Origin of the sequence: Nonomuraea sp. GTA35, from assembly GCF_041950525.1 — a bacterium.
Taxonomy (GTDB): domain Bacteria; phylum Actinomycetota; class Actinomycetes; order Streptosporangiales; family Streptosporangiaceae; genus Nonomuraea.
Genome location: NZ_JBGNUV010000005.1, coordinates 688,418 through 707,540, shown reverse-complemented (window position 1 = coordinate 707,540; position 19,123 = coordinate 688,418). Strand labels below are relative to the sequence as shown.

The 19,123-nt window shown below is 71.7% G+C and carries 14 protein-coding genes and 1 rRNA gene; 8 read left to right on the top strand and 7 right to left on the bottom strand.

The features are described from left to right. Nucleotide 1 precedes the first annotated feature (1 nt). Together rrf and fxsT are read left to right on the top strand one after the other, a co-directional pair. Nucleotides 2–118, top strand: a 5S ribosomal RNA gene (gene rrf, locus ACBJ32_RS26480). A gap of 793 nt (nt 119–911) precedes the next feature. Continuing rightward, a complete protein-coding gene (gene fxsT / locus ACBJ32_RS26475; RefSeq protein WP_375128999.1) occupies nt 912–3,914 on the top strand; it encodes an FxSxx-COOH system tetratricopeptide repeat protein in 3,003 nt (1,000 codons plus the stop codon). 65 nt (nt 3,915–3,979) lie between these two features. Here the strand turns inward: fxsT and ACBJ32_RS26470 are convergent, their stop codons facing one another. Next, complete coding sequence (locus ACBJ32_RS26470; RefSeq protein WP_375128983.1) at nt 3,980–4,609, bottom strand: LysE family translocator; 630 nt, start codon at nt 4,607–4,609, stop codon at nt 3,980–3,982. A 98-nt stretch (nt 4,610–4,707) separates the two neighbouring features. Between ACBJ32_RS26470 and ACBJ32_RS26465 the strand changes: the two genes are divergently transcribed. Further along, nucleotides 4,708–5,166 carry an Lrp/AsnC family transcriptional regulator gene (locus tag ACBJ32_RS26465; RefSeq protein WP_375128982.1) on the top strand — a complete coding sequence of 153 codons (459 nt, stop codon included), beginning with the start codon at nt 4,708–4,710 and terminating at the stop codon, nt 5,164–5,166. A 54-nt stretch (nt 5,167–5,220) separates the two neighbouring features. Here the strand turns inward: ACBJ32_RS26465 and ACBJ32_RS26460 are convergent, their stop codons facing one another. Further along, nucleotides 5,221–6,690, bottom strand: a complete 1,470-nt coding sequence (locus ACBJ32_RS26460; RefSeq protein ID WP_375128981.1) for a phosphodiester glycosidase family protein — start codon at nt 6,688–6,690, stop codon at nt 5,221–5,223. Between the two features lie 262 nt (nt 6,691–6,952). Between ACBJ32_RS26460 and trpS the strand changes: the two genes are divergently transcribed. After that, nucleotides 6,953–7,915, top strand: coding sequence for a tryptophan--tRNA ligase (trpS, locus tag ACBJ32_RS26455; RefSeq protein WP_375128980.1), 963 nt, complete (start codon nt 6,953–6,955; stop codon nt 7,913–7,915). On the opposite strand, the gene ACBJ32_RS26450 is transcribed toward trpS, so the two are convergent. The 5 genes from ACBJ32_RS26450 to ACBJ32_RS26430 form a co-directional block, all read right to left on the bottom strand. Beyond that, nucleotides 7,912–8,943 (bottom strand): methyltransferase, encoded by a 1,032-nt coding sequence (locus tag ACBJ32_RS26450; protein ID WP_375128979.1) that lies wholly within the window; start codon nt 8,941–8,943, stop codon nt 7,912–7,914. The two genes, trpS and ACBJ32_RS26450, sit on opposite strands and share 4 nt — an antisense overlap. A 41-nt stretch (nt 8,944–8,984) precedes the next feature. After that, entirely contained in the window at nt 8,985–9,371 is a 387-nt protein-coding gene (locus tag ACBJ32_RS26445; RefSeq protein ID WP_357869731.1) for a cupin domain-containing protein, read from the bottom strand. A gap of 18 nt (nt 9,372–9,389) precedes the next feature. Then, nucleotides 9,390–11,006 (bottom strand): PucR family transcriptional regulator, encoded by a 1,617-nt coding sequence (locus ACBJ32_RS26440; protein WP_375128978.1) that lies wholly within the window; start codon nt 11,004–11,006, stop codon nt 9,390–9,392. 66 nt (nt 11,007–11,072) lie between these two features. Then, a complete protein-coding gene (locus tag ACBJ32_RS26435; RefSeq protein WP_375128977.1) occupies nt 11,073–12,701 on the bottom strand; it encodes an AMP-binding protein in 1,629 nt (542 codons plus the stop codon). Nucleotides 12,702–12,714: 13 nt separating this feature from the next. Further along, entirely contained in the window at nt 12,715–13,416 is a 702-nt protein-coding gene (locus ACBJ32_RS26430) for a TetR/AcrR family transcriptional regulator C-terminal domain-containing protein (RefSeq protein WP_375128976.1), read from the bottom strand. Nucleotides 13,417–13,471: 55 nt separating this feature from the next. On the opposite strand from ACBJ32_RS26430, the gene ACBJ32_RS26425 reads away from it, so the two are divergent. The 4 genes from ACBJ32_RS26425 to ACBJ32_RS26410 all read left to right on the top strand — a co-directional run bounded on the left by ACBJ32_RS26425 (nt 13,472) and on the right by ACBJ32_RS26410 (nt 19,038). Beyond that, nucleotides 13,472–14,920, top strand: a complete 1,449-nt coding sequence (locus ACBJ32_RS26425; RefSeq protein ID WP_375128974.1) for an MFS transporter — start codon at nt 13,472–13,474, stop codon at nt 14,918–14,920. Between the two features lie 86 nt (nt 14,921–15,006). Continuing rightward, nucleotides 15,007–16,287, top strand: coding sequence for an aspartate aminotransferase family protein (locus ACBJ32_RS26420; protein ID WP_357869745.1), 1,281 nt, complete (start codon nt 15,007–15,009; stop codon nt 16,285–16,287). After that, complete coding sequence (locus ACBJ32_RS26415; RefSeq protein WP_375128973.1) at nt 16,284–17,792, top strand: CoA-acylating methylmalonate-semialdehyde dehydrogenase; 1,509 nt, start codon at nt 16,284–16,286, stop codon at nt 17,790–17,792. The genes ACBJ32_RS26420 and ACBJ32_RS26415 overlap by 4 nt, the downstream gene beginning before the upstream one ends. A gap of 73 nt (nt 17,793–17,865) precedes the next feature. Further along, nucleotides 17,866–19,038, top strand: a complete 1,173-nt coding sequence (locus ACBJ32_RS26410; protein WP_375128972.1) for a hypothetical protein — start codon at nt 17,866–17,868, stop codon at nt 19,036–19,038. The last annotated feature ends 85 nt before the right edge of the window (nt 19,039–19,123 follow it).

Below are 19,123 nucleotides of genomic sequence, written 5' to 3'. Positions count from 1 at the left end.
TTACGGCGGTTATGGCGGGAAGGAAACACCCGGTTACATTCCGAACCCGGAAGTTAAGCTTCCCTGCGCCGATGGTACTGCACTCGGGAGGGTGTGGGAGAGTAGGTCACCGCCGGACAATCTTTATAGGAAAGGGCCCCGACCAGCATTGGTCGGGGCCCTTTCATTTCCCCATGCATAGGGTGCTTTCCGGGCATGACGGAGTTCCGGTGGCGACCCTCAGGGGTCCGGGTCACTCTGGAAGAGTGACGGCTTCTTCCCCTTCAGGACGCACGCCCGGACGCGGCCGGCGTAATCGCCGACGCCCGAGTCTCCTCGTCTGGACGCTTATCCCGATTTCGCTCACTTTGGTGGCGGCGGGAGTCACGGACTTTGTCGCTGACATGTATGGGATGCCTGGGTCGTTGTTAATGGTGCTGGGTGAGCAGGACAGCCTGATCAGCGTCTCCCTGGGGATGTTCGGGCTGTTCGTGGCGGCTGTGCTGGTCATGGTGCGGCGCCGGATCAGCGCGAGGTCGTCGCCGCACGAGGGCCCGTTCGCCGGATGTGGCATGGGGCAGCCGGCCGGGCCCGCGTCGGCCGGACCTGCGCTGGCGGGAGGCTCCGGCATGGCAGGGGAGGCTGCGACGCTGGCGGGACCGGCAGTAGCGACCGGCGAGGACGGGTCATCCGGAGCGACAGGTGACACTCCGGCAGGCACATCCGCCCTGACGAGTGACGCCGCGCCGCCCGGTTCCCCCACCACGCAAGCCGGGTGGCCTCCCGCCCAGGCTGGTTCCCCTGGCGCCCCGGCTGGTGCGTCTCCTGCGCAGGATGGCCCGCCGGCTGCGCGGACCCCTAGACGGCGGGGGTCACGCGCCAGACGGTTGGAGCGTTCCATTGAGGTGGGAGGCGACAATTCCGGGGTGGCGATGACCGGCGACAGGGCCACGGCAGTGAACGTCGGGCACGTGGACGTCGTCGGTGATGTGCGGCTGCCGCCACGCCCCCAGGTCCCCACCCGCCCGGTGCAACTCCCGCCCCGCCCACCGCGCCTGCTCGGGCGGGACGAGATGGTGGCGGAGCTGCGGGCGCGGCTGGCCGCGGGCAGGACCATGCCGTGCGTGGTGGCCGTGCACGGGCTGGGCGGGGTCGGAAAGACCAGCCTGGTCCTGGAGTACGCCCATCGCCACCTGCGGGACTACCAGCTCGTCTGGCAACTGCCCGCCGCCGACCCGGCCGTGCTCTCCGCCGCGTTCGCCAGGCTGGCGGCGCTGCTGGGGTTGAGGGACACCGTGGACGCCGCCGACCCGGTCGATCAGGTGCATGCCGCGCTGGCGGCGCGTACCGACCCCTGGCTGCTGATCTTCGACAACGCGCCGGAGGCTGATGCCCTGCGCCCTTTTCTGCCTCCGGCGGGGCCGGGGCACGTGCTGATCACCAGCAGGTCCGGGACCTGGCCGCGCGAGCAGGGGCTGGAGCTGCCGGTGCTGGAGCCGGAGCCGGCGGTGGCGCTGGTGCTGGCGCGGTCGGGGCAGGACGACGCCGCGGCGGCCTCGGCCGTGGTGGCCGAGCTGGGCGCGCTGCCGCTGGCGCTGGAGCAGGCGGCGGCGTTCATGGCGGAGACGGGGCTGGCCCTGAGCGAGTACCTCGACCTGCTTCACGACCAGCGGGCCGGGCTGCTCGCGCAGGGGCAGGCCTGGGGGTACGAGGAGCGGATCACCACGACGTGGCAGCTCGCGTTCAGGAACCTGGCGGGCACGAGCCGGCAGGCGATCGCGTTGCTGCGGGTGCTGGCCTGCTACTCGCACGAGGCCATCCCGTACCACCTGCTGCTGTCACCGCTCGAAGGGCGTACGGCGCGGGAGCTGTTCGCCGACGACGTGCAGCGGCAGCGGGCGTACGGGCGGCTGCCGGGCTCGCGGGTGCGGCTGGTGCGGGAGTTCCGGCCCTGGATGAGCGCGGTGGCGGTGCTGCAGGAGCTGCCGCGCGACCCGCTCGCGATCAACGCCGCCGTCGGCGCCCTGCGCGGCCACAGCCTGATCGGGCAGCCGGTGGAGGGCACGGTGTCGGTGCACCGCCTGGTCCAGGCAGTGACCATCGACCAGCTCGCGCCGCACGAGCAGCGGCGGTGGCGGGACGCGGCCGCGGTGCTCCTGGAGTCGGTGCTGCCCGACGAGCCCACCCGCGTGACGGCCTGGCCCCGGTACGCCCTGCTCCTGCCGCACATCCTGGCCGCGCTGCCCCCGATCTCGCCGGGCATGGACAAGACCGCGCAGTACCTGGGGGCGAGCGGCGACTACCGTACGGCCAGGTCGTTGTTCCGGGAGATCTGCGACGCGCTGACCGCGAAGCTGGGGGCCGAGCATCCGTCCACGCTGACCGCCCGGCACGAGCTGGCCCGCTGGACGGGGGAGCTGGGCGACGCGGCGGCGGCGCGCCGGCAGTACGCGGAGCTGCTGCCCATCCGGATGAGCCAGGTGGGCGCCGAGCATCCGGTCACCCTCACCCTCCGGCACGAGCTGGCCCGCTGGACGGGCGAGCTGGGCGACGCGCGGGCGGCCCGGGACCAGTACGCCGAGCTGCTGCCGGTGAGCGAGCGGGTGCAGGGGCCCGAGCATCCGAACACGCTGACCATCCGCCACGAGCTGGCCCGCTGGACGGGCGAGCTGGGCGACGCGGCGGCGGCCCGGGACATGTACGCCGATCTGGTGCCCATCAGGGAACGGGTCCAGGGCCCCGACCACCCCGACACGCTGGCCGCCAGGGCGAACCTGGCGCAGTGGACGGGGCAGGCGGGGGATCCGGCGGCGGCCCGCGACCAGTACGCGGCGCTGCTGCCGATCCGCGAGCGCGTCCAGGGCCCGGAGCATCCGTCCACGCTCATCAACCGGCACGAGCTGGCCCGCTGGACGGGCGAGCTGGGCGAGGCGCAGGCGGCCAGGGACCAGTACGCGGCCCTGCTCGTCGTCCGCGAGCGCGTGTCCGGCCCCGAGCACCCCGACACGCTGACGATCAGGCACGAGCTGGCGCGCTGGACGGGCGAGCTGGGCGACGCGGCGGAGGCCCGGGACCAGTACGCGGCGCTGCTGCCGATCAGGGAGCGCGTCCAGGGCCGCGATCATCCGGACACCCTGATGGCCAGGGCGAACCTCGCCCAGTGGACGGGCCAGGCGGGCGATCCGGCGGCGGCCCGGGACCACTACGCGGCTCTCCTGCCCACCAGGGAGCGCGTCCTCGGCCCCCAGCACCCCGCCACCCTGATCACCCGTCACGAGCTGGCGCGCTGGACCGGCGAGCTGGGCGACGCCGTCTCCGCCCGCGACCAGTACGCCGAGCTGCTCATCCGCCGCGAGCACGCCTCGGGCCCCGAGCATCCCGACACCCTGACCACCCGGCACAACCTGGCCTACTGGACCGGCCAGGCGGGCGACGCGGAGGCGGCCCGCGACCAGTGCGCGAGCCTCCTGCGCATCAGGGAACGCATCCTCGGCCCCGAGCACCCGGACACCCTGATCACCTGGCACAACCTGGCCTACTGGACGGGGCAGGCGGGGGACGCGGGGGCGGCCAGGGGGCAGTACGCGGGCCTGCTCGCCGTACGGGAGCGGGTGCTCGGCCCCGAGCACCCCGACACGCTGACGATCAGGCACGAGCTGGCGCGGTGGATCGGCGAGCTGGGTGACGCGGAGGCGGCCAGGGACGCGTACACGGCCCTGCTGCCTGTCCGGGAGCGGGTCTCCGGTCCCGAGCACCCCGACACGCTGACCGCCCGCGCCAACCTGGCGTACTGGACGGGGCAGGCGGGGGATCCGGCGGCGGCGCGCGACCAGTACGCGGCCCTCCTGCCCATCAGGGAGAGGGTGCTCGGCCCCGGCCATCCGGCGACCCGCACGACCAGGGAGCAGCTCGCCTACTGGCGCGAGCGTGCCTAGCGGGCGCCGAGGCCGGCCGGTGGCGCGGAGGCTGGCCGGCCGCCGCTGCCGGGAGCACGAGGTGGTCAGTGGGTGCCGAGGGTGGCGGCGGCCACCACCAGCAGCAGCGTGTCCGAGACCGCCGAGATCCGGCGCGCCGCCTTCGGGGTGCCGGTCAGGGCGGTGCTCGCCTGTGCCGTGGCGACCGCGACGAGACCGTAGAGCAGGGCGCAGTTCACGACGTGCAGCAGGCCGAGCGCGGTGAGCTGGAGCCCCAGCGGCACACCGGTCCCGGTCGAGATGAACTGCGGCATCAGCGACAGGTAGAGCAGCAGGCCCTTCGGGTTGAGCAGGGCCGTGAGCGTGCTCTGCCGCAGTACCTTGCCGCGCGGCTCGGCGGACGGCGCGCCGAGCGGCCTGGCCTCGCGGGAGCGCAGCGACAGCAACGTCCTGACGGCCAGGAAGACCAGGTACGCCGCTCCGGCGTAGCGCATCGCGGGCAGCGCGGCGGGCACGGCACGGAGGGCGGCGGCCAGTCCCGCCGCGGCCAGGACGGTGTGCACGGCGTACCCGCAGCAGATCCCCGCCACCGCCGTCAGCCCGGTCCTGCGGCCCTGGCCGAGGGAGCGGGCCAGCACGTAGAGCATGTCCGGCCCGGGTGTGCAGATCAGCAGCAGGTCCATGCCCAGGAACAGGAGCAGCAGCTCGGTGTCCATGACGTATCTCCTCCTGCTTGCGACGGTAGCCGAGCAGGGGTGGCACACGATGGTGGATTCATGCCGGGCAGCGGTTGTGCGTGGCAGGATGTTGCGTCATGGACGCGATTGACCGCAGGATCCTCCAAGAGTTGCAGCGGGACGGGCGGCTGAGCAACACCGAGCTGGCCGACCGGGTGGGGCTGACGCCGTCGCCGTGCCTGCGGCGGGTGCGGCAGCTGGAGGAGAGCGGGGTGATCCGCGGGTATCGGGCGCTGCTCGACGGGGACGCCGTGGGGCGGGGGTTCCAGGCGTTCGTCACCGTGGTGATGAGGTACGAGGATCAGGACACGGTGGCCGAGTTCGAGCGGCGGGTGTCGGGGATGCCGGAGGTGGTGGAGGCGTACCGGCTGTTCGGGGATCCGGACTTCCTGCTGCGGGTGGCGGTGGCGGATCTGGCGGCGTACGAGCGGTTCTACTCCGAGACGCTGTCTGGGCTGCCGGGGGTGGCGCAGGTGACGTCGCACCTGGCGATGAAGGCCGTGAAACCGGACACCGGGCTGCCGGTGACGGGCTGATCGGCGGGCACGCACGGGTGGGCGGGGACTCGCTGGAGTCCCCGCCGGGCCCGGTTACTGAGGCAGGACGAGCAGGGCGTCGCCGACGGCGCGCTCCGCGCCGTCCGAGGGGCGGTTGACGACCTTGTTGCCGACGACCATGGCCGTGGAGCCGCCGCCGTCCAGGTTGATCGCCTGCGTGGCCCCCAGCCAGCGCATGAACTGGGCCGCCTCCACGAAGTTGGCTCCCACCGTCACCCCGGGCTGGCGCCCGTCGATGGTGGCCAGGATCAGGCTGCCGTTGCGCGTGGTGCCGAGGAGCGTGCGCGGGTGGCGGCGCAGGATCATGTTGATCGAGTCGTGCCCGTCCAGCTTGGCGGTGATCTTCACCTTGCCGTTGCGGACGAGGCCGACGCCGCCCGCGACCACGTTCAGCTCAGGGGTGAGCTGGAGCGCCCGCTTCGTGCGCAGGTCCACGAGCTTGGTGTCGATCTCGACCTTCCAGCCCTGCCAGGCGTGCTCGTTGAGCCAGTCGGCGGCCACGCCGTTGCCGTGCAGCACCCGCATGCCGGCGGTCACCGCGCCGCCCGAGGCGCGCAGCCCGACGACCTTGTTGCTCGCGTCGATGACGGCGTCGACCCCGCCGGTGGGCGTCTTGGCGCCGTACTCCTCCGTGTAGAGCAGCAGCTCGTCCGTCGTGGCGGCCCGGTTGATGCCGTTGACCTCGACCTTCTCGCCGTCCTGCGAGATCGCGGTCACGGTCGACCGCAACTCGGTGATCTTCGCGGTACGGCCCTTCAGCACGACGGCGGAGCGGCCGGGCACGGCCTCGCTGAGCAGCTTGCCGCCCACGACGGACGCGCCGAGGGGCTCGCCGCGCAGCGCCGGGGAGGTGTGGATGTTGAAGAAGCCGCCGTTGACGCCGAGCAGCGCCTTGCGGGCCTTGACCATCGAGGAGACGGTCTCCCGCTTGGCGACGCTGGCGCCGAGCGAGGCGGCGTACGAGCCGCGGAAGGTCCTGACGTCGATCAGGGCAACCTTGACGTTCCACGGGCCGGTGGTCTTGACCCCGTCGTCACCGAGGTAGTCGACCTTGACCTTCAGGCCCGCGTCCTTGAGCTTCTTGGCCATCTCGTCGGCCTTCTTCTTGTCCTTTAACGGCCACAGGCCGACGCGGACCATGTAAAGGGTCTGGGAAGGGGCGTCGGCCACGGCAGGCCGGACCACCTCCTGCACGCTGGGCGTCTCGCCGGCCGCCTCCACCTCCGCGGCAACGGTCTCGGCCGCCGTGCGCGACCCGGCGTCGCGGCCGTTGGGCATCAGGATGCTCACCGTGTAACCGTCGGTGGACGTGCCGGCCTTCACGTCGTACAGGTCGATGCCCTGCGCCACGGCGGTCATCGTCTTGGTCGGCACGGGCCGTGCGCCCAGTGGGAACTTCGCCGACGGGAACCGCACCGACTGCTGCTCCGCTGTCGCGGGCAACGCGGTGAGGGTGAGCGCCGCGGCTATGGCCAGGCCGCTGGCGAGGGTGCGTCGAGACATGAACTCTCCAGAGGGCGGAAAAGGGACCGCACCATAGTGGCGAGATCAAGGTCTCCGGGGCAGCCGAACGCGCCAAAGGAGTAAAGAGGTTACGGAATCGACACAAGAACCGGGTAGCCTATGAGGCATGACCCGCTTGCGCATGTGGTGGCGGCCGGCAGACGGCCGCTGAGTTTCCCATGCGTGGGCCGTCCCTGAGACGGCCCCCAGAAGCGAAGGGTTCCTCTCCGGGACGGCAATGATCCCGAAGGAGAGAGACCTGATGAACGACGTGGTGCTGACGGGTGACCGACCGACAGGGCCGCTGCATCTGGGCCACTATTTCGGCTCGCTGGCCAACCGGGTCCGGCTGCAGGACCTCCACCCCATGTACGTGCTGATCGCCGACTACCAGGTGATCACCGACCGCGACCTGCCGGGCGAGATCCGGCGGCACACGACCGAGCTGCTGCTCGACTACCTGGCGGTCGGCATCGACCCCGCCAAGGTCACGATCTTCCAGCACAGCGCGATCCCCGAGCTGAACCAGCTCCTGCTGCCGTTCCTGAGCCTGGTGTCGGTGGCCGAGCTGCGGCGCAACCCCACGGTGAAGGACGAGATCGCGCACAGCTCCCAGTCGTCCGTGAGCGGCCTGATGTTCACCTATCCGGTGCACCAGGCGGCCGACATCCTGTTCTGCAAGGGCACGCTGGTGCCCGTCGGGAAGGACCAGCTCCCGCACCTGGAGGTGGCCCGGCTGGTGGCGCGCCGCTTCAACGAGCGTTACGGCGAGGTGTTCCCGCTGCCCGAGGCCATGATGGGCGCGCAGCCGATGCTGAAGGGTCTCGACGGCGGCAAGATGAGCAAGAGCCGCGGCAACGCGATCGCGCTGTCGGCCACCGAGGACGAGACCGCCGCCCTCATCCGCAAGGCCCGCACCGACGCGGAGCGGCTGATCACGTTCGACGAGGAGCGCAGGCCCGAGGTGGCCAACCTGCTCACGCTGGCCGGGCTGTGCCTGGATCGCCGGCCCGCCGAGCTGGCCGAGGAGATCGGCGACGGCGGTGCCGTCACGCTCAAGCGGGTGGTCACGGAGGCGGTCAACGAGTTCCTGCGGCCGATCAGGAAGCGCCGCGCGGAGCTCACCGAGGGCGACGTCAGGCAGATCGTGGCCGAGGGGAACGAGCGGGCCCGCGAGCGCGCGGTCCGCACCCTGGAGGAGGTACAGGCCGCCATGGGTTTCTAGCGGCGGGCCGGGCTCCAGGCCACCGCCAGCTCCGTGGTGGGGGAGCCGAGCGGGCGGCGGTGGCGGATCCGGTGGAAGCCGGCCGCCCGCAGCAGGCTCGCGGTCTCGTCCAGCCCGCGCACCCTGCCGCCCACCGTGACCAGGTAGTTCAGGTCCAGCAGGCGCAGCAGGGTGCGGCTGGCCCGGCCAGGCATGAGGCTGTCGCCGAACTGGTCGCCGACCACGAGCACGCCGCCCGGCTCGAGCGCCGCGGCCAGGCGCCGGAGCAGCGGGGCCGCCTCCTCGTCGCTCAGCCCGTGCATGATGTTGAACAGCAGGACGACGTCGTACCCGGCGCCCAGGTCGTCCTCCAGGAACGACCCGGCCCGCAACGTCAGCCGGGGGTGGGCGGCGGCGGCTTCGAGCGCGTCCGGCAGGTCGATCACGGTGGCGCGCAGCCGGGGGTGGCGGCGCAGCAGGGCCAGGCTGAACAGGCCGTGCCCGCCGCCCACGTCCAGCACGTGCCGGGCGCCGCGCGGCACGGGGATGCTGCGTGCCGTGGCCGGCGCCTGCCGGGCGGCCACCGCCGCCGACCACGCGTGGAACGAGCGCGACAGCTCGGGATCGGCCGCCAGCGACGCGTAGAACGGCGTGGCGGGCGTGCCGTTCCGTACCGCCTTCTCCAGGCCGGGCCAGATCACGCAGGCCGTGCGCTCCCAGAAGGCCAGGCCGGGCAGCAGCGACGTCGGTGAGGCGGTGGTGAGCCAGCGCCTCGCCGTGCGGGTCAGGCGGTAGCGGCCGCGCCTGACCCGCAGGTAGCCGAGGCCGGTCAGGGCGCGTAACAGCACGCCGGTCGCGTGGGGGTCGAGGTTGAGCGCGGCGGCCAGCTCGCCGCCGGTGGACGGGCGCTCCCGCAGGGCGTCGAAGACCCCCGTCCTGGCCGCCGCGACGAGCGCGTGCAGGCCCATGGCGCCGAAGTAGTCGAACATCGGAGGCACGATCGACAGCCGGTGGGCCGCGGCTTCGAGAGCGTTGAAGAAGAGGGGCACACTTGCGACGGTAGGTCGCGCGAGGCCGCTCGACGCGCGTCCTACGCGGTGCCCGCCCGGGTCTGGTACACCTTGCGCAGCGTCTCGTGCACGATCCAGGTGGTTCTCGCACCCTCGGCCAGCAGGCACACGTCGCCGGGGCCCACCTCGATCGTGGTGCCGCCCTCGACGGCGATCGTGGCGCGCCCCGACAGCACGACGAAGATCTCGTCGCTCTCCACGTCCGTCACGACGCCCGGTGTGATCTCCCAGATGCCCCGGCCGTCCCCCAGCTCCAGGGAGGAGGTGACGGGATCGCCCGCGACGATCTGCGCGGGGTCGAGCTCGTCGGGGGTCAGCCGTACGTCGTGGACGGGCACGGAGAAGGCTCCCGCGGTGGCGAGCATCCGGCTGAGGTCGGCCACGTCGGGCACCAGCACATCAGACATATCGCCCATTCCAGCACATCAGCGGCTCTCCCGGCGGAAGGACTCCAGCGCCAGCAGCGCCACGTGCAGCGAGAGGCACGACTCGACGTCGTCCAGATCGGTGTCCAGGATGCGTTCGAGGCGGCGCAGGCGGTCGTAGAAGGCGGGCCTGGACAGGTGGGCCTTCTGCGCCGCGACGGCCTTGTTGCGGCCCGAGTCGAGGTAGACGCGCAGGATCCGGGTCAGGTCGCCGCCGCGCTGCGCGTCGTGGGCCAGCAGCGGGCCCAGCTCCCGCTCGGCGAACGTCTGCAGCCGGGCGTCGTCGCGCAGCAGGTGCAGCAGGCCGCGCAGGCGCAGGTCGGGCAGCCGGTAGAAGGGGCGGCCGTCCGGCTGGCGGACCGCCACGTCCGCCACCTGCTCGGCCTCCAGGAAGCTGCGGCGTACGTCCCTGATCGACTCCACCACCGAGCCCGCCGCCAGCACGAACGCCGAGCCGGGACCCCACAGCACGCGCAGCCGCTCGGCCAGCGAGGTGAGCGCGGGCCCCGCCTGGGTGCGCGGCGGGAGCGGCAGCAGCACCCCCACCCGCTCCTGGTCGAGCGCGCCCACCAGGGCGGGCAGGCGGGCGTCGCGGCAGGCGGCGGCGGTCGCCTCGGCCAGCTCGCCGAGCTGCGCCTGCCCGTCGAGGGCCTGGTCGATGTGCTCGGTCGGCCGGATGACCACGCTGATCAGCTTGCGCCCCGTGAGCGGCACGCCCACCGCGCGGGCGCGGGCGGCGGCCTCGTCGGGGTCGGCGTAGGCGTGGGTCAGGATGCCGGTGATGATCGTGCCGTGCGCCTGGCGTTCGAGCGACTCCTGGTGGCGCTCCAGCAGGCGGCCCAGCGCGAGCGTGGTGGCGGCGCGCTCGGCCAGCACCATGTCGCGCGGCGACGGCGCCGCGTCGCAGAGCAGGATGAGCCGCCCCCAGTCCTGCCCGCGCGCCCCCACCGTGGTCACCAGCCAGCCGGAGGCCGGGTCGTACGCGGTGCGCTCGGCCGGGGCCACCGTCCGCGACCTGGTCTCCCACCCGGCCAGCAAGGTCCCCGCGTCGCGCCCGGCGGACTCGGCGGCGAGCACCTGGTGCGCCAGGTTCTCCAGCAGCACCGGACGCCCCGACAGGCGTGCCACCTGGGCCAGCACCTCGGCCGGCGAGGCGCCTTCGACCGACAGCTCGGTGAAGACCTCGTGCAACTGCTCCGAGGCCCGCAGCTCCTCGAGCTGGATGTCGATGATGCGCTCGTGCACCGACTCGGTGATCTGCACGAACGGCGTCTCGCGGGTCAGCACGATGACCGGGAACCCGTGCTCCTCGGCCGAGTTGACCACGGCCCTCGGCAGCTCCCGGACGAACCTGCGGCCCAGCTCCACGATCAGCCCGGACGCCCCGACGGAAGAGAGCTCGCCGATGTAGTCGGCGAGCTTCTCCGGGTCCTCCGGCAGGGCCACTCCCGTGGTGAGCACCAGCTCCCCGCCACGCAGCAGGTGGGCGATGTCGGCGATCTCGCCCACGTGCACCCACCGCACCTTGGTGTCGAGCCGGTCGGCGCCCGCGACCACGCGCGGGCTGCCCCGGCGCACGGTCTCCAGGGCGAGGACGTCGGCGATGGTGGGCAACACGGGGCAGAGCCTAGCCGATCAGCCTGTAAGAACGGCCATGGGTCAATTTACACATTGCTCCCCTTGTCATGGATTCAGGTCCTCCTCGCGGTACTCCTTGCGGGGCTCGCGTACGCGCAGCTCAACGCGGCGAATCTTGCCCGAGATGGTCTTGGGCAGCTCGTCGAACTCCAGCCGCCGCACCCGCTTGTACGGGGCCAGCTCCCTGCGGCAGTGCTCGAAGATCGACCGGGCCGTCTCCGCGTCCGGCTCGAACCCCGGGGCGAGCGTCACGTACGCCTTCGGCACGGCCAGGCGTACCGGGTCGGGCGCCGGCACCACGGCGGCCTCGGCGACGGCGGCGTGCTCCAGCAGGACGCTCTCCAGCTCGAACGGCGAGATGCGGTAGTCGGAGGCCTTGAAGACGTCGTCGGTCCTGCCCACGTAGGTGATGTAACCCTCGTCGTCGCGGGTGGCGACGTCGCCCGTGTGGTAGAAGCCGTCGCGCATGGCCTCCGTCGATCCACCGACATATCCGGACATGAGGCCCAGGGGGCGGCGGTCGTCCAGCGGCAGGCAGATCTCGCCGTCGTTCCCCTGCTCGCCCGTGATCGGGTCGATCAGCACGACGTCGTACCCGGGCAGCGGCAGCCCCATGGAGCCGGCCTTGACCGCCTCGCCCGGGGCGTTGCCGATCTGCGCCGTCGTCTCCGTCTGGCCGTAGCCGTCCCTGATCGTGATGCCCCACGCCTTGGCCACCTGGTCGATGATCTCGGGGTTCAGCGGCTCGCCGGCGGCCACGGCCGTGCGCAGGGGCAGCTTCCACGCGGCCAGGTCCTCCTGGATGAGCATCCGCCACACCGTCGGCGGCGCGCAGAACGTGGTCACCCGCTCCTCGCGCAGCACCTCCAGCAGCGCGGGCGCGGAGAAGCGCCGGTAGTCGTGGACGAGCACGGTGGCCCCGGCGTTCCACGGGGCGAACACGTTGCTCCACGCGTGCTTGGCCCACCCCGGTGAGGACACGTTCAGGTGCACGTCGCCCGGCCGCACCCCGATCCAGAACATCGTCGACAGGTGCCCGGCCGGGTAGGAGGCGTGGGTGTGCTCGACCAGCTTCGGCTGCGAGGTGGTGCCGGAGGTGAAGTAGAGCAGCAGCGTGTCGCCCGCGCGGGTCTGCTCGTCGGGGGTGAAACGGTCGTGCGCGTGGTAGGCGTCGTGGAACGGCAGCCAGTTGTAGGCGTCGCCCACGGCGATCCTCGTGTACTCGCCGGCCGGGAACTTGCCCGCGTCGGCGGCGTTGGCGATGACGTGGGACACGCGCCCGCGCTCGATCCGCTCCACGATGTCCTTGCCGGTCAGCAGCGTGGTGGCCGGGATGACGACCGCGCCCAGCTTCATCACGGCCAGCAGCGACTCCCACAGCTCGGCCTGGTTGCCCAGCATCAGCAGGACCCGGTCGCCCCGGCGCACCCCCTGCTCGTGCAGCCAGTTGGCGACCTGGTTCGAGCGCTCCGACAGCTCGGCGAAGGTGTAGGCGGCGCTGCTCTCGCCCACGATCTTGAGAGCGACGGCGCCGGGCGTCTCGGCGGCCAGCACGCCGTCGAACCAGTCGAGCGCCCAGTTGAACGCGCCGAGCTCGGGCCAGCGGAAGTCGCGGCGGGCGGTGGCGGCGTCGGCCCCGAGCAGGAAGTCGCGGGCGGCACGGAAATCGCTCATGTCGTGGATCCTGCTACGTCGGCAGCCGCCGCTCAAGACCGTCGAGCACCGACACGAGCCCGAAGTCGAAGGCGACCTCCCGCACGACGCGCGGATCCTCCATCTCGGTCATCTCGAAGCTCTCCCGCATGTGCGGGTACCTCTCGGACACCTGGATGACCGCCGCCTTCATCTGCTCGACGTCGAACCGCTCGGTGCCCGACTTGGCGGCCCAGGCGATCTCGGGGATCGTCATGCCGAAGATGAAGGCCGTCAGCGTGGCGATGGCGTAGTCGGTGTCCAGCCCGGTGAACCCGGCCTGCTTGAACATCCTGCGCATCTCGTTGGCGACGTGCAGCGCGTTGGGGCCGAGCGCGGGCAGGCGGCCGATCAGGTCGGCCGACCACGGGTGACTCAGGATCACCTGGCGCATGCTGTGGGCCAGGACGGAGGCGGCCTCCCGCCAGCCCACCTCGTCGGTGTCGGGGACCGTCATCTCGCCCCACACCTCGTCGAAGACCAGCTCGAGCAGCTCGTCCTTGTTGGCGACGTACCAGTAGAGGCTGGTGGCGCCCGCGCTCAGCTTCGCGCCGAGCCTGCGCATGCTCAGCCCGGACAGCCCCTCCTCGTTGAGCAGCTCGACGGCGGCCCTGACGATCTCCTCCCGGGTGCGGCCTGGACTGGCGGCCTTGCGGGGTTCGCGCAGCCACACCGAGGAGAACGCCTTACCTGCCATGCACCAAGGATAAATCCACTCGCACAGTGTTCGAGGGTTGTCGTACGCTGTGCGAGTGAACTCGAACGCTGTACGAGACCCCCGTCGCTGGTGGATCCTCGCCGTCCTCTGCCTGGCGCTCCTCGTCCTGGGCATCGACAACACCGTGCTCAACCTGGCGATCCCCTCGCTGAACCAGGAGATGGGCGCGACGCCGTCCGACATCCAGTGGATCATCGACGCCTACGTGCTGGCCTTCGCCGGCCTGCTGCTCACCTCGGGCAGCCTGTCCGACAAGTACGGCCGCCGCCGCTTCCTCATCATCGGCCTGGTCTTCTTCGGCGGCGCGTCGCTGCTCGCCGTGCTCGTCACCGAGCCCTGGCAGCTCATCGCCGCCCGCGGCCTCATGGGCGTCGGCGGCGCGCTCGTCATGCCCTCCACGCTGTCGATCCTGATGACCGTGTTCGACGAGGAGGAGCGGCGCAAGGCGATGGCAGCCTGGAGCGCGGTGGCCCTGATCAGCCTGGTCTCCGGGCCGACCGTGGGCGGCTTCCTGCTGGAGCACTACTGGTGGGGTTCGGTCTTCCTGCTGAACATCCCCATCGCCGCGGTCGCCGTCGTGGCCGCCGTCGTCCTCATGCCCGAGACCCGCAGCGAGGGCAGGAAGATCGACCCGGTGGGCGTGGTGCTGTCGATCGTCGGCCTGACCGCGGCCGTCTACGTGATCATCGAGCGGGAGTGGAACATCCCCGTCATCGCGCTGGCCGTGGTGGCCCTGGTGGCGTTCGTGGTCTGGGAGCGCCGCCAGAAGGAGCCGATGTTGCCGCTCTTCCTGTTCGCCAACCGCAACTTCAGCGGCGCGTCGTTCTCGATCCTGCTCATGTCGTTCGGCGCCGGCGCCGTGATGCTGATCCTCACCCAGTACCTGCAGTTCGTGCTGGGGTACGGGGAGATGCAGGCCGGCCTGGCCATGCTGCCGTACGCGGTGGCCGCCGCGATCTTCAACGGCGTGGGCGCCGGGCTCGGCAAGAAGCTCAGCAACCGGGTGCTAGTCTGCGCCGGGCTGCTGCTGATGGCCGGCGGCTTCGCCGTCATGGCGACGACGACCGGTTTCCTGCCGCTGGCCACCGGACTGGTGATCATGGGCATCGGGGGCGGCCTGGCCGGCCCCGCCGCCTACACCTCGCTCATGGCGGCGATCCCCGTCGAGCGCGCCGGCGTCGGCTCCGCGCTCAACGACACCGTCCAGCAGGTCGGCATGGCGCTCAGCATCGCCGTCCTGGGCAGCGTGCTGGCCACCCGGTACACCTCCGAGATGCCCGCCGGCCTGCCCGCCGCCGCCAGGGAGTCGATCGGCGGCGCCCACACCCTGGGCTTCGCCGAGGCGGGCAACCAGGCCTTCACCTCCGCCATGCATCTCGGCTCGTGGGTGGGCGCGGCCTTCTGCGTGGCCGCCGCGCTGCTGGCCGTCACGGTGCTGCGCCCGGCCGTGCCCGCCGCCTCCCCCGAGCTCGCGAAGGTCTGACACGGTTCCACTCTGTAAACCAAGTCACCTCCCCTCCGACATGTTGCGTGTAGGAGCCCCTGGCCGGAAAAGGGATACTCGGTAACATGTCGGAGCTTCTCGCGCGCCACCGGGCAGTGATGCCGAACTGGCTGGCCCTCAACTACAACGACCCCATCGAGATCGTCAGCGGCAAGGGCAACCGTGTCATCGACGCTGACGGCAAGAGTTACCTCGACTTCTTCGCCGGGATCCTGACCAACATGATCGGGTACGACATCCCCGAGGTACGTGAGGCCGTCGAGCGCCAGCTCGCCACCGGCGTGGTCCACACCAGCACCGTGTACCTGCTGCGCGGCCAGATCGAGCTGGCCGAGAAGATCGCGCGCCTGTCCGGCATCCCCGACGCCAAGGTCTTCTTCACCAACTCCGGCACCGAGGCCAACGAGACCGCGCTGCTGCTGGCCACGTACGCGCGCAGGAGCGACCAGGTGCTGGCCATGCGCCAGAGCTACCACGGGCGCAGCTTCGGCGCGATCAGCGTCACCTCCAACCGGTCCTGGAAGAACAACTCGCTCTCCCCGCTCAACGTGCACTTCCTGCACGGCGCCGACCGGCACCTGACCCAGTTCAAGGGCCTGTCGGACGCCGACTACATCCGGGCCTGCGTGGACGACCTGCGCCACGTCCTGGCCACCTCCGTCTCCAACGACGTGGCGGCGCTGATCGCCGAGCCGATCCAGGGAGTGGGCGGCTTCACGATGGCCCCCGACGGGCTGTTCGCGGCGTACAAGGAGGTGCTGGACGAGCAGGGCATCCTGTTCATCTCGGACGAGGTGCAGACCGGCTGGGGCCGGACCGGCAGCGCGTTCTTCGGCATCGAGAACCACGGCGTGACCCCCGACATGATCACCTTCGCCAAGGGGCTCGGGAACGGCTTCGCGGTCGGCGGCGTCGTCGCGCGCGGCGACCTCATGGACGCGCCGCACGCCGTCGGCCTGTCCACCTTCGGCGGCAACCCGATCTCCATGGCCGCCGCCAACGCCACCCTCGACTACGTGCTCGACCACGACCTCCAGGCCAACGCCGCCCGGACCGGTGAGATCATCATCGGCGGGCTCAAGGCCGCCGCCGAGCGGCTGGCCGTCGTCCAGGACGTGCGCGGCAAGGGCCTGATGTTCGCCGTCGAGCTGCAGAGCCCGGCCCAGGCCGCCCGGTTCATGGAGCTGACCAAGCGGGCCGGCCTGCTGGCGGGCAAGGGCGGCCTGTACGGCACCGCCATCCGCATGGCCCCGCCCCTCACGCTCTCGGTGGACGAGGCCACCGAGGGCCTGGGCATCATCGTCACCGCCCTCGAAACGATCGACGCAGAGGCAGCAGCGCAGTGAAGTCCGTCAAGCACTGGATCAACGGAGCCCTCGCGGACGGCGACGCCGCCCGTACCGCGGAGCTCTTCAATCCCGCCACCGGCGAGGTGAGCGGCACCGTCGCGCTGGCCTCCGCCGCCGACGTGGACGCCGCCGTGGCGGCGGCCGCCGCGGCCTACCCCGGCTGGCGGGACGCGTCGCTGACCAAGCGGGCGGGCGTGCTGTTCCGCTTCCGCGAGCTGATGTACGCCCACCGCGACGAGCTGGCCGCGCTGATCTCCGCCGAGCACGGCAAGGTGCACTCCGACGCGCTCGGCGAGGTGGCCCGCGGGCTGGAGGTCGTGGAGTTCGCCTGCGGCATCCCGCACCTGCTCAAGGGCGGCTATTCCGAGGGCGTCTCGACCCGCGTCGACTCCTACTCGATCAGGCAGCCGCTGGGCGTGGTGGCCGGGATCACGCCGTTCAACTTCCCGGCGATGGTGCCGATGTGGATGTTCCCCATCGCGATCGCGTGCGGGAACACGTTCGTGCTCAAGCCGTCCGAGCGGGACCCGTCGGCCTCGCTGCTCATGGCGCGGCTCTGGCAGGAGGCGGGGCTGCCCGACGGCGTGTTCAACGTCGTGCAGGGCGACAAGGTGAGCGTGGACCGGCTGCTGGAGCACCCAGGCGTGCGCGCCGTGTCGTTCGTCGGCTCCACCCCCATCGCCCAGTACGTCTACGAGACCGGCACCGCGCACGGCAAGCGGGTCCAGGCGCTCGGCGGCGCCAAGAACCACATGCTGGTGCTGCCCGACGCCGATCTCGACCTGGTGGCCGACTCGGCCGTGTCGGCGGGGTTCGGCTCGGCGGGGGAGCGGTGCATGGCGATCTCCGTCGTGCTCGCCGTGGAGCCGATCGGCGACGAGCTCGTCGAGAAGATCGTCGAGCGGGTCGGTCGGCTGACCGTCGGCCCCGGCGACGACTCCAGGTCCGAGATGGGGCCGCTGGTCACCGGGCCGCACCGCGACAAGGTGGCCTCCTACCTCGACCTCGGCGTCCAGGAGGGCGCCAAACTGGTCGTGGACGGCCGCGAGACGCCCGTCCTGGGCGGCGGCAAGGCCGCCGAGACACCCGGCTTCTGGCTCGGCCCGACGGTGCTCGACCACGTGCCCGCCGGCTCGCGTACGCACACCGAGGAGATCTTCGGCCCCGTGCTGTCGATCGTCCGGGTCCGCTCCTACGAGGAGGGCCTGGAGGTGATCAACGGCGGCGCGTACGGCAACGGCACCGCCATCTTCACCAACGACGGCGGCGCGGCCCGCCGCTTCCAGAACGAGGTCGAGGTCGGCATGATCGGCATCAACGTGCCGATCCCGGTGCCGATGGCCTTCTACAGCTTCGGCGGCTGGAAGTCCTCCCTGTTCGGCGACACGCACGTGCACGGCACCGAGGGCGTGCACTTCTACACCCGAGGCAAGGTCGTCACCTCACGCTGGCTCGACCCCTCGCACGGCGGCGTGAACCTGGGCTTCCCCACGAACGGGTGACCGCGGGCCGCGGGCGGCGTCCCCCCAGGTCCTGTCACCGGTAAGCTCCAGCGTGACAGGACAAGGGGGCAACGTGAACCGTCGGCGTACGTACGCACTGGCGCTCGCCGCCACGGCACTGGTGGCCGGCACGGCCGCGGTGACGGACCCGGCGCCGGCGACGAGCGCGATGGCCAGGCCGCCCGCCAAGGTCACGCCGACATCCACACCCACACCCACACCCACCCCCACACCCACGCCGACCGCGACGCAGAGCGACGGCACGCTGCAGATCCTCACCTACCGGGGCTACGCCGAGTACGGCGGCGTCAGCCCCAAGGTCAACTGGGTGGGCGACTTCGAGAAGGAGACGGGCTGCCGCATCGCCCGGCTCGACACCGTGCAGACCGCCGAGGAGATGGCCGGCAGGCTCACCCAGCGGCCCTACGACGTGGTCACCGCCGGGCCCGTGCTGGCCGCCGACCTGATCGCGGCCAAGCAGGTGCAGCCCATCGACCCGGCCAAGGTCAGCGACTACAAGGACCTCACCGAGCGCTTCCGCGACATGACCACGGTGTCGGGCAAGGCGTACGGCGTGCCGTACCTGTGGGCCTACCACGAGTTCGTCCACGACTCGGCCAGGGTCAGGGGCGGCGGGCTGGAGCAGGCGTTCTCCTCCGACCGGGCGGCGCTCAGGGACACCCCGCTGACGATCGCCGAGGCGGCCCTGGCCGAGGGGTCGGCCAAGGAGCCGTACGAGCTGAGCGAGGCCGAGTTCGGCAAGGCGATGGCGCTGCTGGAGCGCAACAAGGACCGCACCTACTGGAAGAACCCGGTCGACCTGGTCAGGGGCTTCGCCACCGGGTCGCTCGACTACGCGCAGGTCACGCCGTACTACCGCCTGCTCCTGCAGCAGGCCGGCATGGCGGTCAAGCCCATCTCGACGCCGCGGACGACCGGCTGGGTCGACTCCTGGATGCTGGGCGCGAACGTGCCCGACACCACCTGCGCCTACCGGTGGCTCAACTGGGTGACGGCGGCCAACGCGCAGCGCGACGCGGCGGCGTGGGTGGGCATGGCGCCGGCCAACTCCAAGGCGTGCAAGGGGCGGGCCAGGGCGATGTGCGAGGCGTACGGGATGGGCGACGCCAAGCGGCTCGACCGCGTGGTGTTCGCGACGCGGCCGCCCGGGGATTGCCGGGCCGAGGACGGGGAATGCACTGACTATCGCGTCTGGGCCGATCGGTGGGACAAGCTCCTCAAGTGAGCAGGTCCGGGCGACGCCGTGCCCCGTGCCCGCCCATCCCCCGCTGGGCGTGGCTCGCCAGAGGCGCCCCGGGCCTTCCCCCCTG

Excerpts from the sequence above, each read along its gene's own strand:
- fxsT (WP_375128999.1), top strand. The coding sequence starts at position 912 with ATGACCGGCGACAGGGCCACGGCAGTGAACGTCGGGCACGTGGACGTC.
- ACBJ32_RS26470 (WP_375128983.1), bottom strand. The coding sequence starts at position 4,609 with ATGGACACCGAGCTGCTGCTCCTGTTCCTGGGCATGGACCTGCTGCTG.
- ACBJ32_RS26465 (WP_375128982.1), top strand. The coding sequence starts at position 4,708 with ATGGACGCGATTGACCGCAGGATCCTCCAAGAGTTGCAGCGGGACGGG.
- ACBJ32_RS26460 (WP_375128981.1), bottom strand. The coding sequence starts at position 6,690 with ATGTCTCGACGCACCCTCGCCAGCGGCCTGGCCATAGCCGCGGCGCTC.
- trpS (WP_375128980.1), top strand. The coding sequence starts at position 6,953 with ATGAACGACGTGGTGCTGACGGGTGACCGACCGACAGGGCCGCTGCAT.
- ACBJ32_RS26445 (WP_357869731.1), bottom strand. The coding sequence starts at position 9,371 with ATGTCTGATGTGCTGGTGCCCGACGTGGCCGACCTCAGCCGGATGCTC.
- ACBJ32_RS26435 (WP_375128977.1), bottom strand. The coding sequence starts at position 12,701 with ATGAGCGATTTCCGTGCCGCCCGCGACTTCCTGCTCGGGGCCGACGCC.
- ACBJ32_RS26430 (WP_375128976.1), bottom strand. The coding sequence starts at position 13,416 with ATGGCAGGTAAGGCGTTCTCCTCGGTGTGGCTGCGCGAACCCCGCAAG.
- ACBJ32_RS26420 (WP_357869745.1), top strand. The coding sequence starts at position 15,007 with ATGTCGGAGCTTCTCGCGCGCCACCGGGCAGTGATGCCGAACTGGCTG.